16 protein-coding genes are annotated in these 14,755 nt (G+C 63.4%); 5 read left to right on the top strand and 11 right to left on the bottom strand.

The genetic code is table 11. The annotated features are described in order from the left end of the window. Positions 1-144: 144 nt before the first annotated feature. The 10 genes from V2L18_RS09375 to V2L18_RS09330 form a co-directional block, all read right to left on the bottom strand. Positions 145-1,119 (bottom strand): type II secretion system F family protein, encoded by a 975-nt coding sequence (locus tag V2L18_RS09375; RefSeq protein WP_336177969.1) that lies wholly within the window; start codon positions 1,117-1,119, stop codon positions 145-147. A 12-nt stretch (positions 1,120-1,131) separates the two neighbouring features. Next, positions 1,132-2,136 (bottom strand): type II secretion system F family protein, encoded by a 1,005-nt coding sequence (locus tag V2L18_RS09370; RefSeq protein ID WP_336177968.1) that lies wholly within the window; start codon positions 2,134-2,136, stop codon positions 1,132-1,134. Positions 2,137-2,274: 138 nt separating this feature from the next. Beyond that, on the bottom strand, positions 2,275-3,777 hold the full coding sequence (locus tag V2L18_RS09365; protein WP_336177967.1) for a CpaF family protein: 1,503 nt from the start codon (positions 3,775-3,777) through the stop codon (positions 2,275-2,277). A 29-nt stretch (positions 3,778-3,806) separates the two neighbouring features. After that, complete coding sequence (locus V2L18_RS09360; protein ID WP_336177966.1) at positions 3,807-5,117, bottom strand: CtpF protein; 1,311 nt, start codon at positions 5,115-5,117, stop codon at positions 3,807-3,809. 11 nt (positions 5,118-5,128) lie between these two features. Then, positions 5,129-5,818, bottom strand: coding sequence for a CpaD family pilus assembly protein (locus tag V2L18_RS09355; protein WP_336177965.1), 690 nt, complete (start codon positions 5,816-5,818; stop codon positions 5,129-5,131). A gap of 73 nt (positions 5,819-5,891) precedes the next feature. Continuing rightward, positions 5,892-7,295, bottom strand: coding sequence for a type II and III secretion system protein family protein (locus V2L18_RS09350; RefSeq protein ID WP_336177964.1), 1,404 nt, complete (start codon positions 7,293-7,295; stop codon positions 5,892-5,894). A 57-nt stretch (positions 7,296-7,352) separates the two neighbouring features. Beyond that, a complete protein-coding gene (gene cpaB, locus V2L18_RS09345) occupies positions 7,353-8,135 on the bottom strand; it encodes a Flp pilus assembly protein CpaB (RefSeq protein WP_336177963.1) in 783 nt (260 codons plus the stop codon). Positions 8,136-8,392: 257 nt separating this feature from the next. After that, positions 8,393-8,896 (bottom strand): prepilin peptidase, encoded by a 504-nt coding sequence (locus V2L18_RS09340; protein WP_336177962.1) that lies wholly within the window; start codon positions 8,894-8,896, stop codon positions 8,393-8,395. A 286-nt stretch (positions 8,897-9,182) separates the two neighbouring features. Beyond that, entirely contained in the window at positions 9,183-9,347 is a 165-nt protein-coding gene (locus V2L18_RS09335) for a Flp family type IVb pilin (protein ID WP_336177961.1), read from the bottom strand. A 285-nt stretch (positions 9,348-9,632) separates the two neighbouring features. Further along, the gene (locus tag V2L18_RS09330) at positions 9,633-9,791 is read right to left on the bottom strand and encodes a hypothetical protein (RefSeq protein WP_336177960.1); all 159 of its coding nucleotides are present in this window, start codon (positions 9,789-9,791) and stop codon (positions 9,633-9,635) included. Here V2L18_RS09330 and V2L18_RS09325 point away from each other — a divergent pair. The 5 genes from V2L18_RS09325 (at position 9,790) to V2L18_RS09305 (ending at position 14,595) form a co-directional block, all read left to right on the top strand. After that, entirely contained in the window at positions 9,790-10,257 is a 468-nt protein-coding gene (locus V2L18_RS09325) for a pilus assembly protein N-terminal domain-containing protein (protein ID WP_336177959.1), read from the top strand. The genes V2L18_RS09330 and V2L18_RS09325 overlap by 2 nt on opposite strands. 103 nt (positions 10,258-10,360) lie before the next feature. Continuing rightward, positions 10,361-10,975 (top strand): TadE/TadG family type IV pilus assembly protein, encoded by a 615-nt coding sequence (locus tag V2L18_RS09320; protein ID WP_336177958.1) that lies wholly within the window; start codon positions 10,361-10,363, stop codon positions 10,973-10,975. Next, the gene (locus V2L18_RS09315) at positions 10,972-11,547 is read left to right on the top strand and encodes a TadE/TadG family type IV pilus assembly protein (RefSeq protein WP_336177957.1); all 576 of its coding nucleotides are present in this window, start codon (positions 10,972-10,974) and stop codon (positions 11,545-11,547) included. The genes V2L18_RS09320 and V2L18_RS09315 overlap by 4 nt, the downstream gene beginning before the upstream one ends. A gap of 176 nt (positions 11,548-11,723) precedes the next feature. Then, positions 11,724-13,136 carry a bifunctional enoyl-CoA hydratase/phosphate acetyltransferase gene (locus V2L18_RS09310; RefSeq protein WP_336177956.1) on the top strand — a complete coding sequence of 471 codons (1,413 nt, stop codon included), beginning with the start codon at positions 11,724-11,726 and terminating at the stop codon, positions 13,134-13,136. Positions 13,137-13,350: 214 nt separating this feature from the next. Further along, a complete protein-coding gene (locus V2L18_RS09305; protein ID WP_336177955.1) occupies positions 13,351-14,595 on the top strand; it encodes an acetate/propionate family kinase in 1,245 nt (414 codons plus the stop codon). On the opposite strand, the gene V2L18_RS09300 is transcribed toward V2L18_RS09305, so the two are convergent. Beyond that, positions 14,501-14,740, bottom strand: coding sequence for a hypothetical protein (locus tag V2L18_RS09300; RefSeq protein ID WP_336177954.1), 240 nt, complete (start codon positions 14,738-14,740; stop codon positions 14,501-14,503). The genes V2L18_RS09305 and V2L18_RS09300 overlap by 95 nt on opposite strands. Positions 14,741-14,755: the final 15 nt, after the last annotated feature.

Genomic DNA, 14,755 nt, shown 5'->3' with positions numbered 1-14,755 from the left:
CCTAGGATATTTGGGATAAATTCGTATTAATTCTTATGGTTAAAATAACATAACGATTAGATCTGGAAATATTTGTCCGGGAAACGCAGGTATTTACGATGCTCTTGAATGCTTGCGCCGAGCCGCAAAACGCGGGTTCGTCCCCTAAAGCCGCATCGCCTGGATGATCGCAGGCCCCATGATCACCGCGAAGAGCACCGGCAGGAAGAACACGATCATCGGCACGGTGAGCTGCGGCGGCAGGGCGGCGGCCTTCTTCTCGGCGAGCTGCATGCGCTCGTTGCGGTTCTCGTCCGCCATCACGCGCAAGGATGTGCCGAGCGGCGTGCCGTAGCGCTCCGCCTGGATGAGCGAGGTGCAGACCGCCTTCACGCCGTCCAGTCCCGTGCGCGCGGCGAGGTTTTCGTACGCCTTGCGCCGTTCCTGCAGGTACGAAAGCTCGGCATTCGTCAGTGCCAGCTCTTCGGCCAGGGCGACGGACTGGCTGCCGATCTCCTCCGCCACCTTGCGGAACGCCGCCTCGATCGACATGCCCGCCTCAACGCAGATCAGCATCAGGTCGAGCGCGTCCGGCCAGGCCATGCGGATCGACTGCTGCCGCTTCTTGGTGCGGTTGGAAACGTAGATGTTGGGCGCATAGAAGCCGAGCATCGCAACCATCAGCGAAAATGAGATCTTGATGCCGGCGGGATGCTGGGTCTTGAACACGATGAAGAAGTAGAGAAGTGCGAGTACGAACAGGATGATCGGCACGACGACGCGGGCGAACAGGAAGGTGTAGAGCGCCTGCTGTCCGCGCAGGCCCGCGACCCGCAGTTTCGCGACTGTCTTCTCGTCGACCAGCGCATTCTTGAGGTTCAGCCGATCGACAAAATTCCTGAGGTTCTGCTTCGGCTCGTGGCGCAGGGATACCTTTGCCTTTTCCGCCGCGGCCAGACGGGAGCGTTCGCGCGCGCGCATTTCGTCGCGCTCCAGCGCCACCGTCTTCATGCGCTTCTTGAGCGTGTCGCCCTCGAACGCCGGCAGCGCGATGGTGATGATCGTCGCCGCCACTGCCAGCGCCGTCAGCGCCGCGATCAGAAACTGCTCGTTCAGCAGAAGGTTCATGATCTGGTCCATGGTCCCCTCCGCTCAGATCTCGAAATTGATCATTTTGCGCATGATCATGATGCCGCAGAACATCCAGAAGCCGGCGCAGCCGAGGATGATCTTTCCGACCGGCTCCGTGAACAGGATCGCGATATAGCCGGGGCTGGTGATGTAGATGAGCGTCGCGACGATCACCGGCAGCGAGCCGATGATGCCCGCCGATGCCTTCGCCTCCATCGACACCGCCTGGATCTTGCCGCGCATCCGCTTTCTGTCGCGCAGCACCTTCGACAGGTTGCCGAGCGCTTCGGAGAGATTGCCGCCCGCCTGAGCCTGGATGGCGATGACGATGGCGAAGAAATTGGCCTCTGGCGTCGGCATGCGTTCGGGCAGGCGCGCCACCGCATCGGGCAGCGCAACGCCCACGGCCTGAGATTCGATGATACGGCGAAACTCGGTCTTCACCGGATCGCGTGCCTCCATCGAGATCACCTTCAGGCAGTCGCTGAGGGGAAGACCTGCCTTGATGCCGCGCACGATGACGTCGACGGCGTTCGGCAGTTCCTCCAGAAACGCCTTGATCCGCCGCTTGCGCATGAAATTGACGTACCAGCGCGGCACGCCGAGCCCGCCGACGATCGCGGCACCCCCGACCACCAACAGCGGCATGCCCTGCAGCAGGGCCAGAAGCGACAGGATCGCGCCCGCGGCGACGGAAATCATCACGAACTGGCGGCGCGTCCATGACAATCCGGCCTGCTGGATGCGCGTCATCAGCGCCGGGTCGTTGGATTTCTTCGCCTTCTGTTTCTGGCGGTTCTCTATTTCCTTGAGCGAGTCCTGGATCGACTTGCGGCGCTTGTCGGCATCGAGACCAGACCGGCGATCGGCCACCACCGCGACGCGGGAGGTCGCGGCCTGCGCCATTCGCCGCGCCTGGCGGTTGTCGCCCGAAAGCGCCGGCTGCAGCAGGGCATAGAGCACTCCGCCCGTGGCGAGAACCACGAGGCCGACAACGGCGATGAGGGTGACTTCCGGCGAAAACATGCTCTGTTCCTGGATCGGAGCGGCGCGGGAGCAGCCATCCTGCGCACGCTCGCGGCGATGCCGTTCATGGGGCAAGCGGTCCGCAAAGGTCGAACCGCCGCAAAGTCTCTCGTTGCCCGCGCGATCCTGCCCGGCGGGTTATGCGGTCTCGCGGTCGGCCACTTCCGCGGCATCGAGCGCTGCGGCGAGGCGGGTCTCCTCGCCGAAATAGCGCGCCTGCTCCCAGAATTTCGGCCGGCCGATGCCGGTCGACTTGTGCCGGCCGATGATCTTGCCGTTGGCGTCCTCGCCGACGATCTCGTAGACGAACACGTCCTGCGTCACGATCACGTCGCCTTCCATGCCGACCACCTCCGTCACGTGGGTGATCCGGCGCGAACCGTCGCGAAGGCGCGCGGCCTGTACGATCACGTCGACGGAGGCGACGATCATTTCGCGGATGGTGCGCGAGGGCAGGGCGTAGCCGCCCATGGTGATCATCGATTCAAGCCGCGACAGCGCCTCGCGCGGCGAGTTGGCGTGAAGCGTGCCCATCGAGCCGTCGTGGCCGGTGTTCATGGCCTGCAGGAGGTCGAAGGCCTCCGGGCCGCGCACCTCGCCGACGATGATGCGTTCCGGTCGCATGCGCAGGCAGTTCTTGACCAGATCGCGCATGGTGACCTGCCCCTCGCCTTCTAGGTTCGGCGGCCGCGTTTCCAGCCGCACCACATGCGGCTGTTGCAGCTGCAGCTCCGCCGCGTCCTCGCAGGTGATGACGCGCTCGTCGCGGTCGATGTAGTTCGTCATGCAGTTCAAAAGCGTCGTCTTGCCCGAGCCCGTGCCGCCGGAAATCAGCACGTTGCAGCGCGACTTGCCGATGACCTGCAGAACGGTCGCACCCTCCGGTGTGATCGAGCCGAACTTGACAAGCTGATCGAGCGTCAGCTTGTCCTTCTTGAACTTGCGGATCGTCAGGGCGGGGCCGTCGATCGCCAGTGGCGGGGCGATGACGTTGACGCGCGAGCCGTCTGGAAGGCGCGCATCGCAGATCGGGCTCGCCTCGTCGACGCGGCGGCCGACCTGGGAGACGATCCGCTGGCAGATGTTCATCAGCTGCTGGTTGTCGCGGAAGCGGATGGGCGTCTGGTGAACCTTGCCCTCGGTTTCGATGTAGACCGTCTCCGCGCCGTTCACCATGATGTCGGCGATGTCGTCGCGCGCCAGCAGCGGCTCCAGCGGGCCGTAGCCCAGCACGTCGTTGCAGATGTCGTCGAGCAGGTCCTCCTGCTCGGCGATCGACATCACCACGTTCTTCAGCGCGATGATGTCGTTGACGATGTCGCGTATCTCCTCGCGCGCCGATTCGGGATCGAGCTTGGCGAGCTGCGACAGGTCGATCGTGTCGATCAGCGCGGAGAAGATCGAGGTCTTGGTGTCGTAATATTCTTCCGAGCGCGCCCGCTGGCCCGCGGTCTTCAGCGGTTCGGGCGGACGCGGCTGGGAGGCCGCGTCGAGGCGGCTCGGTTCCGGTGCGGGGGGCGGTGCGGCCGGTTCGGGTTCGGCCATCACCCTCGGGGCGGGTTTGGGCGCGACGGCCGCTGCGGTCCCCTGGCCCGCTGCCATGCCGTCCTTTGTGCCGAAACTGCCGCGTTTGCCGAACATCTAGAGACGTCTCCCTGTCGCCGTGCCGCTCAGCCGCGGCCGCGCAACTTCTGCAGTAGTGGCGCCAGCGGCGAGCGCCGGCGCGATTGATGCAATTCCCGGCGCCCGGTGGTGAGCTGCGCGATCGTCGTGATAGTCTCCGAAATCTCGCTCTTGCCACCCAGCTCCGCGATCATCTGGCCGTTGTTGGCGGCCGTGCCGAAGAGTTGCGGATCGAACGGGATCGCGGCGCCGATGGTCAGCTCCAGCGCCTCGGCGAAATCCGCCGGCTTGATTTCCGGTCGTTTCGGCACGCCCACCCGGTTCAGCACCAGATGCGGCGTGTGGTCGTTCGGGCGCAGCTGGCGCAGCTTGTCGGCAAGGTTCTTGCCGTTGCGCAGATTGGCGAGATCGGGTTCCGCGACGATCACCACTTCGTCGGCAGAGGAGAGCATCTGCTGCACCCAGCTCGTCCACATGTGCGGGATGTCGCAAACGACCGTCGGGACGCCCTGGCGCATGATATCGACCAACTGCGAGAAGTCGTCTTCCCTGAAGTCGTAGACGCGCTCCAGCGCCGCCGGCGCCGCGAGAATGGACAGGTGCTCGCTGCACTTGGACAGGAGCCGGTCGAACAGCATGTCGTCGAGCCGGTCGGGAGAGGAGACTGCTTCCAGGATGCCCTGAAGAGGATCCTGGTTGAAGTCGAGCCCGGCCGTGCCGAAAGGCAGGTCGAAATCGGCCAGCACCACCTCGGTTTCCAGGCTGCGGGCGATCGACCAGGACACGTTGTGCGCGATGGTGGAGGCGCCGCAGCCGCCCTTGGCGCCGATGAAGGCGATGGTGCGCCCGAGCGGTGCGCCTTCCGGGTCGCCGAAGATCTCGCTGACCGTTGCGATGACGTCGAAAAGGTCGATGGGGGCGACGAGATATTCGCTGACCCCGCGTCGCATCAGGTCGCGGTAGAGTTCGATGTCATTGGTCTCGCCGACGACCACCACCTTCGTGCCCGCATCGCAGACCTCGGCCAGTTCGTCGAGCGCGTCGGTAAGCGTTCGCAGCGCACCGCGCATCTCCAGAACGATCAGGTTAGGCGTCGGTGCGGAGCGGTAGAAGTCGACCGCGGCGGCGATGCCGCCCATGTGCACCTTGGTGTGCGCCTTGGCCATGCGCCGGTCTTCCGAGGCCTGCTCGATCGCCTGGGCGACGCCGGGGGTCTCGCAAAAGGCCTGGATGGCGACGCGCGGCACCGGGCGCAGCTGCGCGATCTCGCCGCGATCCTGTGCGTGCCCACCGGCATCGGCCTTGGGCGTTTCGGCAGAAATATCGAGCGCCGAAGTCTGATGCGCCAATTCGTTCATCTCAACTAACCTCAACTGCCGACATCGCTGACCTTCGCGCCCACACCCTCGGTGTAGGTGCCGCTCGGCGTCGTGCCGGCGCGATATTTGCCCGAAACGGTGTCGCGGCGGACCCGGTCGGCGGGTCCCATCTCGCGCGGCCTGAGCAGATCGACGGGATCGTCGATCATCGCTGCGAGATTGCTCTGGGTGGCACAGCCGAAATCGGCATAGTCGCGATTGTCGGTTTCCGCCGTTAGGGAATCCGTCCAGCGCCCGCAGGGGTGGACGGCCGCCATGACCTTTGGATAGGCGAGCCGGATGGGGGCGATCGCCGCTGGAGCGTCGACAGGGTAGGCGCGGATGGAAACGTTCTGCGGCGAGATGCCGGACTTTGCCAGCGCGTGGCGCAGCTGGCCGGCGACCGAATGTGCCGCCGCTTCGTTGCCGGAACCGGATGGCACCAGGATTTCGACGTAACGGGCACCGTTGCGTCGCGCCTCGTGTGCGAAATCGGATGCGGCGCGCTGCATCGAGCGCGACAGCCGCCGTGTTTCCACACCCACCGGAATGTCGAACGTTTCCGCCTGCTCGGAGATCACGATCGGATGACGCAGCTGGTAATCATGCAGTGCCAGCGTCTCTGTTGTGGGATTCGTCTGGCAGCCGGCCGAAAGCAGGGCGAGGCCGGCGGCAGCGGCAAGCAGCGCCGCACGCCGCACGCGCCTTGACCGATGCCCGGACGATCGCCGAGACAAGGCCGGGGCTCCTTGAGCAAATGCCATGCTGCTGTCCTCACTCATAGATAAAGCCGACCTGTCCCTGATAGGAGCCGGTGGGAGCCGTCGGATCGACCCGGTAGACGCGGTTCAGGCGGTCGAAGAAAAGCGATTCCGCATCGCCGGCCGGCGCCAGGTTCTTGTCCGGGCGCGTCAGCTTGGAAGGCGATGTCGGCTTGACCATGTAGGGCGTGACGAAGACGACGAGTTCAGTCTGGTTGCGCTGGAAGTCGCGGCTCTTGAAGAGCGAGCCCAGGATCGGCAGCTTCGACAGGCCGGGCACCTTGGACAGCGTATCCTCGTAGTTGTCGCGCAGGAGGCCGGCCATCACCAGCGAGCCGCCGGAGGGCAGTTCCACTGTCGATTCTGCCCGGCGCACCTTGAGGGCCGAGATCGTCAGCGTGCCAATGTCCACTGCACCGTCGTTGGTCAGCTCGCTGACCTCCGTCTTCACCCTGAGGCTGATGCGTCCGCCGGACATCACGACGGGCGTGAAATCGAGGCCGATGCCGTAGGGCTTGAACTCGACCTGGATGGTGTTGTCGTCGCTGGAAACCGGGATCGGGAATTCACCGCCGACGAGGAAGCTGGCGTTCTCTCCGGAAATCGCGGTTAGTGTCGGCTCCGCAAGCGTACGCACGACGCCGTCTTCCTGCAGGGCGTTCAGGTAGCCGTTGATGGTCGTGCTGCCGGCCGAAAAGCCGAGGCTTGCAATGGTGGTGTCTAGCAATGTCCCGGAATAGGCGCCTGTGTAGTTACCTGCGCCGATTGAGACGTTTTGAAAGTCGATGCCGAGTTGCTTCACCAGCGTGCGCTCGACCTCGGCGATCGTGACCTTCAGGAACACCTGTTCCTTGCCGATGACGTTCAGCATGTTGATGACGTTCGACTTCTCGCTGTCCGCGCTGCCGCCGGTATAGCCCTTGGCGATCTCGATGGCTTTCTGGGAATCGAGCGGCGTCAGAACAGTGCCGGACAGGATGATGGCATTGTTGGCGATTTCGGCGTTCACGTTGGAACCGGGCACCAGACGCCTGATCAGGTTGTTGAGCTCGCTTGTGTCTTGCGCGACCGTCAGGTCGAGGCTGGCGATCTGCCGGCCGCCGGCGCCGAAAAGGAACAGGTTGGCCTGGCCGGCCTTGACGCCCAGCACGAAGACGCGGTGCGGCGTGCGCACGACCGCGTCGGCGACGGTGGGATCGGAAACCAGCACGTCGGCGACCGCGTCGCCTGTCTCCACCACGACGGAGCGGCCGATGCCCACCGAAAGCGGGCCGGCCATGGTGCTCTGGCCGGCTGCGATGCGCACCTTCTTGGGGAACGCGCCACCGGCCTCGGCCGGAACGCCCGTCGCCATGAGCCCTGCGATGGCGAGGCTCAGGGCGACCAGAAGCCCCTTCAATAGCGCTCCGCGGACCATCGGTTCACTCCTTCGTGCGCAGCGTCATTGCCGCGTGGATTCTTGCCGCGTGCGAGATCATTCCCGCGTGGATTCTTGCGTTGTGACCCCGAACCTGACGAAATTCACGCCGCCACCGCTGGTCACTGCGTTGTCGTCGCCGGCGAGGGAATCTTCCGCACTGCGCAAGGTCAGCGCGATGGTGCCGAGCTGCTGGGACTCGGTGATGATCTCGGCCTGCGTCGGGTCGAGTTCGAGCGTTGCGGTCCGGTTCGGCGGCAGCGATTTCTCGTCGTTTTCGCTCTTCGTCTTGGTATCGATCGCCAGCACGCGCACGTTCTGCAGGATCGTGCGGCTGACCGCGCCGGAAGACCCGCGACGGCCGGCCTTGGTGAGGATCACATCGACATGATCGCCGGGCAGGATGAAGCCGCCGGCCGTCGTCACCGCTTCCACGGAGACGGCCACGGCGCGCTTGCCCTTCGGCAGGATCGCCGACATGAAGCCGCGATCCGTCTTGATAAGGCGCTGTTCACGGATCGGTTCGCCGGCGAAGACGGGGGCCTTGGCGATGCGCCCGGCCATCTCCGTCAGGGCGTCGGGCTTTTCCTGGCGCGTGATGAAGCCGGCCGTGACGCTGCCCTTCGGCCAGGGTTCCCACGACATGTCCTTGGCGTGCAGCACGGAGCCGAGGGCGATGTCGTCGGAGGCGATCAGCACGTCGGTGGTGTCGATCACGGATTTGAGCTGCACCGTCTCGACAGGGTCGGGTGCGGGGGCGGACATGTTCATCATCAGCCTTGCGGCAATGAGACCCGCTCCAAGTGCAACGCCCAACACGGCAATACGCGCCAACTTCATCGCCAGTTTCCCACTCGTTCACATCGAGGCGGCCACATGGATGTGGCGACGGCACACGGCCGCAGAGCTGCCTCGGTGGCCTCAAGTTTCGGTGGAAAATGGATAAAACATAGTTAACCGGGCGGAATCATATTTATTTTTTAATAAATTGTTAATGAAAATTTCTATTTTATTAATATTCATAGAATTCAGAAAATTAATTAGTTAAAAAATATTTAATAATTTATAGACATCCAGATGCGGCTTGGTTCCAGTTGCTAATGCAGAAGTGCGAGCCAGTTTGTCTGCGGGTACAACACAAGAGCGGCGGCAGACAGTGCCAGGCCGTATGGAATTCCATCCTCAAGCGCATGCAGCCGCACGACCCAGGGAAGGCGAACTGCAACATGCGGTATGGCAATGTTGCGAAAGCCGAGCAGGCCGAGGGTCAGGGCTCCGCCGAAAAGTGTCGTGAACACGATGAAAGCGATCAGGTGCGGCATTCCGAGCCACAGTGCGATCGCGCCCGCCAGTTTCGCATCCCCTCCGCCGATCCAGCCGAAGGCGAACAAAGTGAAAGTGGCGGCCAGCATGATCGCGCCCGCCGCCAGATGGCTGCCCCACGTGGCAGGGTCCCAGCCGGTGACGAACGGGACGAGAACGACGAACGCGGCGACGAGGCCGAGCGAGAACCGGTTTGAGATCGTCATCGTCATCAAGTCGCTGATACCGGCCAGCACCACGATGATTGGAAAGACGAAGAAGAGGCTTTGCGCAAACATTGTCTGGACCGCTTTGTCGAACCTGACCGCAAGACTAGCCTGAAGGCATTGAATATCGCGTTAACTACCCGTTCGGGCCCTGGTGTCGCTTGCTTTCCGCCATTTGCGGATCTGCCGGAAACCTGGTTTCCAAAACGAAAACGGGCGGCATGAAGCCACCCGTTTCTTGATAATCTCTGGTCAGAGAAAAATTCGGAGCGGCGCCGCCGTAGCTCGGCGGCGCGATAAGCGTGTCGAAATGACAGTCCGTCGGAAGCCTGATGCCAATATCGGCTACCGCGACTTCTTACTTCAGCTTTTCGGAGATCGATTCGAAGTTCGTGTTCAGGCTCGTGCCGATCGTGCCCAGGACGGTGATGATCGCGACGGAGATCAGCGCGGCGATCAGGCCGTACTCGATCGCGGTGGCGCCGGACTCGTCCTTCACGAAGCGGGCGAAAAGGGTCTTCATGGTTATGCTCCTACATCCACGTGGTTTTGACAGCACCTGTTCGGCGGGCTTGTTTTTTGGTCGCCGCTCGAAACTGAGGTCACACTAGGGATCAGTAGTTTCAATCAAGTTAATTGAGGGAGCGCTTTCGCAATTCAGCAAGGCAATCGCCCCTATGGTTAAGGATATATTGCCATTCCATTCCTTTATTAAGAAGCAAAAGGGCTTTGTGGATGGCGGGAAAGAAAATAATTACTATATATTTACTATAATTTTTGGCCATCAATTAGTTTTTCGTTAAGCATGTCACGACGGTGTGCCGATGCCGACGAGCCGTTCTGGCCATGGGGGCGCAGAAAGCCGGCATTCGCCGGCCGGGCGCGAACCTTCCGTTAGCCATTCCTTCACCAAAAGCGCGCAGTATTCTGCAGCCTTCAGGCCCGAAGCTCGATTGGAGAGATCCATGCGTTGCACCTTCCTGCGGATCCTGCCGATTGCCGGCGCACTGCTCGTGGCGGCGATGCCGGCATCGGCCGACGGTGTGGTGTCCGTCGTCACCGATCGCGCCAAGGTCTTCCGCATCGACGAGCCGGCCGACACGATCATCATCGGAAACCCGGCCATCGCCGACGTGACCATGCATGACCGCACGACCCTGGTCATCACCGGCAAGTCCTATGGCTCGACCAACCTCGTCATCCTGAACAAGGCCGGCGATCCGATCATCGACGAGGTGATCGAGGTGCAGCCGCAGGCCTCCTCGGTGGTAACGGTGACGCGGGCCGGGGCCAGCTACAGCTACGGCTGTTCGCCGGTCTGCAAGCCCTACCTCAGCGTCGGCGATGCCAAGGAATTTTTCAACGACACCTACGGCCAGATATCTCAGCGCAAATCGCTGTCGGAGGGCGGAAGCGCCAGCTCCGACCAGTAACCTTCATGGGCGCGCTTGAGGGCACTGCGGGCTGGAAACGGATCGTCAATAGTGCCGAGGCAGTATGGACCGCGGCACGGCAGGCGAAGACGAGGCGTTGAGAATGACAAGAGCAGGTCCGTCCGATCCTGCGCCCTTCCGGCGGATCTCGCCGGTCCGGCTCGCGACGCGGCGTTTTGCAGACCTGATCCGGCGCGGCCGGCGCGACGAGGGCGGGGCGACGGCCGTCGAGTTCGCCATGGTCGCGCTGCCGTTCTTCGCCCTCATCCTGGGTATCACCGAGATCGGGCTGATGTTCTTTGCCGGCCGCATTCTCGACAATGCGACGGCCGATGCCGCCCGGCTGATCCGCACCGGCCAGGCCTACTCCCAGTCCTTCGACGCCGCCGCCTTCAAGAAGCAGGTTCTCGACCGGCTACCGGGCTTCTTCTCCTCCGACAGATTGTCGGTCGACGTCCAGACCTTTTCGTCCTTCGCCGGTATCTCGCTGTCCAATCCCATCGAGGAGAAAAAGCTCAAGAGCGACGGCTTCACTTACGTGAATGCCGGCGCTTCGACGATCGTCGTCGTGCGTGTCTTCTACCGCTGGCCGATGGTGACATCCTACATGGGGGTCAATTTCGCGGATCTGGAGGACGGCAGCCGCCTGCTCGGCGCCGTCCAGGCCTTCCGCACAGAACCCTTCCCGGAAACGACCAGCAGCGGGGGCTCGTCATGAGCATTCCCTGCCCATGTAAGGAACAAGGCCGCGGAGCCCGGCTGCTCGTGCGCTTCGCCCGGTGCGGCAGCGGTGTCGCGGCCGTGGAATTCGCGCTTGTCCTTCCGGTTCTCATCGCCCTGCTGCTTGGTTCTGCCGAACTCACCCGGGCGCTCACCTACGATCGAAAGGTCACGCAGGTGGCCTTCACTGTCGGCGATCTGGTCGCCCAGAGCGACAGCGTCAGCGCCAGCGACATGACCGATATCTTCAAGGCCTCCGATACGGTGATGCAGCCCTACGAGGCAGATGGGCTCGGCATGATCGTCTCCAGCGTCCTCTTCGACGAGGATTCCAACGCGACGGTTGCCTGGAGTTGTTCGCAAGGCAGCACGGCATGGGACAAGAACGCCCCGCCGCCAATCGAGATCCCGGCCAGCCTGAAGCTGGCGAATACCTCGCTCATCGTCTCGGTTTCGTCCTTCCCCTACAAGCCGATCTTCACCGCGATCATTCCCAACTCCATCGACATGGGCGAGACCTTCTACCTGCGGCCGCGCATCGTCGACACGATCGCGGATCCCGGCTGCTGAGCGTGAAGTCGCTGCGGTTCGGGCTGCTGCGATACGCGGTTCCGTCTGCGCGGTTTTGCGAAGGACCGCCATTTCGGGGGCGATGAGGCTCGACGCTCCGTCACCCGCCGTGATATTGCAGTGCGCAATTGCGCCGCATGCGGTGCGGCAAACCGTCCCAGAACGAGGCGCGCGGAATGGTGGGAAACAAGACCTACGACGAGATCTCCGTCGGGGATACGGCGAGCATCTCCCGGGTGTGCACCGCGAACGATCTCTACATATTTGCGAATGCGTCGGGCAATCTGAACCCCCTCAACCTGCCCGATTTCGATCACAACGGCGACGGCCGCAAGGACAAGGCCCTGGCGCCGTCCATGTGGGTCGGGGCACTGGTTTCCGCGGTTCTCGGCAATATTCTGCCCGGCCCCGGCACGATCTATCGATCGCAGTGCTTCGATTTCCTCGACCGAGCCCAGATCGGCGACACGCTGAAGGTCACCGTCACGGTGGTGGCGAAGGAGCCGGCCAACCTCATCCGCGTCGCCACGAAGGTTGAGACCGCCGAAGGTCGGCTTGTGGCCGAGGGCGAGGGGGTCGTGGAGGCACCCAAACGCAAGATCACTCTGGCCGCGCACGAAGTGCCGCAGATCCTTGTGGAGCGGCATCTGCACTTCGATCGGCTCATCGCACGAGCCCAGACGCTTCAGCCATTGGCGACGGCGGTCGTCTGGCCGGACGACGATGCCTCGCTCGGCGGCGCGCTGATGGCGGCCGAGGCCGGTCTCATTCGACCCATTCTGATCGGGCGCGCTGAAGATATCGGGGCTGTCGCTGCCCGGCTCGGCCAGTCGCTTGACGGATGCGAGATCGTGGAGACCGACGACGAGATCGCAGCCGCCAAGAAGGCCGTCGCCCTCGTTCACGAAGGCCGGGCGGGCGCGGTGATGAAGGGGCACCTGCACTCCGATATCCTGCTGAAACCCGTCGTCTCGCGCGATGGCGGATTGCGCGCCACGCGCCGTATCTCCCACGCCTTCATCATGGACGTGCCCGGCCGCCCGGCCCCGCTGATCATTTCCGATGCGGCGATCAACATCGCGCCCGACCTCGACACCAAGGTCGACATCACGCAGAACGCCATCGATCTCGCCCGCGCCATGGGCATCGAGACGCCGAAGGTCGGCGTTCTGTCGGCGGTGGAGACGGTCAACCCGGCTATTCCCTCCACGCTCGACGCAGCCATTCTCTCCAAGATGGCGGAGCGCGGCCAGATCAAGGGCGGAATCGTCGATGGTCCTCTCGCCATGGACAATGCCGTCGACGTCAACGCCGCGCGCACCAAGGGCATCACATCGCTGGTCGCCGGTCATGCCGACGTCCTGATCATGCCGAACATGGAAGCCGGCAACATGCTGGCCAAGGAACTGACCTTCATCGCCCACGCGCAGGCCGCCGGTGTCGTTCTGGGCGCACGTGTTCCGGTCATCCTGACCAGCCGCGCTGACGATGACCGGGCGAGGCTGGCGTCGTGCGCGCTCGCTCTGCTCTACACGCACTGGCAACGCACCGGCATTGCGGCCAAGGCACTTCCCGACGAGGCGGAATAGGCCGACCGTCCGGGATCGGCTCTGAGTTGACTTTTTTTGAGGATGTTGCGGCCGGATCGGCCGGATCTGGCCCCAACGGGCTAGGGGGTGGACCCATTCCTGTCTTGTTTGCGGGACCACGCCCCGGGGTATACGGAGGAGAAATTCGCCATGGGATCTTGCGCGGGGAAATCTGCGAGCGGGAATGCGCCTGCCGAGCCGGGTAACGTTTGAGATGAAACCTTCCGTTCTGGTTCTCAACGCCGGCTCGTCGAGCATCAAGTTTGCGCTCTACGCAGTCATCAACGCGACGATCGAGGCCGTGGAAGTCTGCCGCGGCAAGGTTACGGGTATCGGCACGGCGCCGGCCTTTCACGCCGAACGCGGCGGGGGAGGGGGGCTGCCGCCCCATCGTCATCCAGACCCTTCCGGGATTGTCGATCACGCCTCGGCGCTTTCCGTGATCATGACCTTTCTGGGCGATGCCTTCCCGGATGCGGAAGTGGTGGCCGTCGGTCATCGCGTCGTCCACGGCGGGCCGCATCATTTTCAGCCGCTGCTGCTCACCACGGAAAACGAGGCTGAACTGGACCTGTGCGCGACGCTCGCGCCGCTTCACGTTCCGCACAACATGGCCGGTATCCGGGCCGCCCAGGCGGCCTTTCCCGGGGTTCCTCAGGTCGCCTGCTTCGATACTGCCTTTCACCGTCAGCATCCGTGGGTGAGCGATACCTTTGCCCTGCCGCGCAGCTACTTCGACGAGGGCGTGCGCCGCTACGGCTTCCATGGCCTGTCCTATGAATACGTAAGCCAGAGATTGCGCGAGATCGCACCCGATGTTGCGGAGGGTCGCGTCATCGTCGCCCATCTTGGTGCGGGCGCCTCGATGTGCGGGATGCGGAACGGGCGCTCTCTTTCATCCTCGATGGGCTTTACCGCGCTCGACGGCCTGCCCATGGGCACGCGCTGCGGCCAGCTCGATCCGGGCGTGTTGCTCTATCTGCTCGGCGAGAAGGCGATGTCGGTGGAGGCGGTGACGGACCTCGTCTACAACCGGTCCGGCCTCCTGGGGTTGTCCGGCATCAGTTCCGACATGCGCACGCTTGAACAGAGCGACGATCCGCGCGCGCGGCAGGCGATCGACTACTTCGCCTACCACATCCGCCGCGAGGTCGGGGCGCTTGCGGCGGAGATTGGCGGCGTCGATGCGCTCGTGTTCACCGGCGGCATCGGCGAGAATTCCCCGTTCCTGCGGCGCCTCGTGTGTGCCGAACTCGGTTGGCTCGGACTTGCTCTCGACGAGGCGAAGAACGCCGCCAACGCCGTTGAGATCGCGGCGGCGTCCAGCCTGCCCTGCTTCGCAATTCCCACGAACGAGGAAATCGTCATTGCGCGTCATACGGCGCGTCTCGCCGGCTTTGCCAGTGACGAAGCCGCAGACGCGGCGCGATCCACCACGCTAGCGGCGCCGACAGGATGAGGCTCGACGCGATGACGATCGGCAGGATGGTCATCGCGTGGATCTTCAGTGCCGGGATCATCAGTGTAGCGATCATGCCGAGGCCGAAAAGCACGGCGCTGACCTGCGGGTAGACGAGACCCGCAACGGCTGTCTTGGTTCGCATGGTCCTGCTCCTGGC

The sequence above is a fragment of the Breoghania sp. JC706 genome (genome assembly GCF_037026715.1).
Lineage (GTDB): Bacteria > Pseudomonadota > Alphaproteobacteria > Rhizobiales > Stappiaceae > Breoghania.
The sequence above is the reverse complement of the archived record's forward strand: the minus strand, read 5'-3'. Positions and strand labels throughout refer to the sequence as shown.

Coding starts and splice junctions, on each gene's coding strand:
- V2L18_RS09375 (WP_336177969.1), bottom strand. CDS start 1,119: ATGGACCAGATCATGAACCTTCTGCTGAACGAGCAGTTTCTGATCGCG.
- V2L18_RS09370 (WP_336177968.1), bottom strand. CDS start 2,136: ATGTTTTCGCCGGAAGTCACCCTCATCGCCGTTGTCGGCCTCGTGGTT.
- V2L18_RS09365 (WP_336177967.1), bottom strand. CDS start 3,777: ATGTTCGGCAAACGCGGCAGTTTCGGCACAAAGGACGGCATGGCAGCG.
- V2L18_RS09360 (WP_336177966.1), bottom strand. CDS start 5,117: ATGAACGAATTGGCGCATCAGACTTCGGCGCTCGATATTTCTGCCGAA.
- V2L18_RS09350 (WP_336177964.1), bottom strand. CDS start 7,295: ATGGTCCGCGGAGCGCTATTGAAGGGGCTTCTGGTCGCCCTGAGCCTC.
- cpaB (WP_336177963.1), bottom strand. CDS start 8,135: ATGAAGTTGGCGCGTATTGCCGTGTTGGGCGTTGCACTTGGAGCGGGT.
- V2L18_RS09340 (WP_336177962.1), bottom strand. CDS start 8,896: ATGTTTGCGCAAAGCCTCTTCTTCGTCTTTCCAATCATCGTGGTGCTG.
- V2L18_RS09335 (WP_336177961.1), bottom strand. CDS start 9,347: ATGAAGACCCTTTTCGCCCGCTTCGTGAAGGACGAGTCCGGCGCCACC.
- V2L18_RS09325 (WP_336177959.1), top strand. CDS start 9,790: ATGCGTTGCACCTTCCTGCGGATCCTGCCGATTGCCGGCGCACTGCTC.
- V2L18_RS09330 (WP_336177960.1), bottom strand. CDS start 9,791: ATGGATCTCTCCAATCGAGCTTCGGGCCTGAAGGCTGCAGAATACTGC.
- V2L18_RS09320 (WP_336177958.1), top strand. CDS start 10,361: ATGACAAGAGCAGGTCCGTCCGATCCTGCGCCCTTCCGGCGGATCTCG.
- V2L18_RS09315 (WP_336177957.1), top strand. CDS start 10,972: ATGAGCATTCCCTGCCCATGTAAGGAACAAGGCCGCGGAGCCCGGCTG.
- V2L18_RS09310 (WP_336177956.1), top strand. CDS start 11,724: ATGGTGGGAAACAAGACCTACGACGAGATCTCCGTCGGGGATACGGCG.
- V2L18_RS09305 (WP_336177955.1), top strand. CDS start 13,351: ATGAAACCTTCCGTTCTGGTTCTCAACGCCGGCTCGTCGAGCATCAAG.
- V2L18_RS09300 (WP_336177954.1), bottom strand. CDS start 14,740: ATGCGAACCAAGACAGCCGTTGCGGGTCTCGTCTACCCGCAGGTCAGC.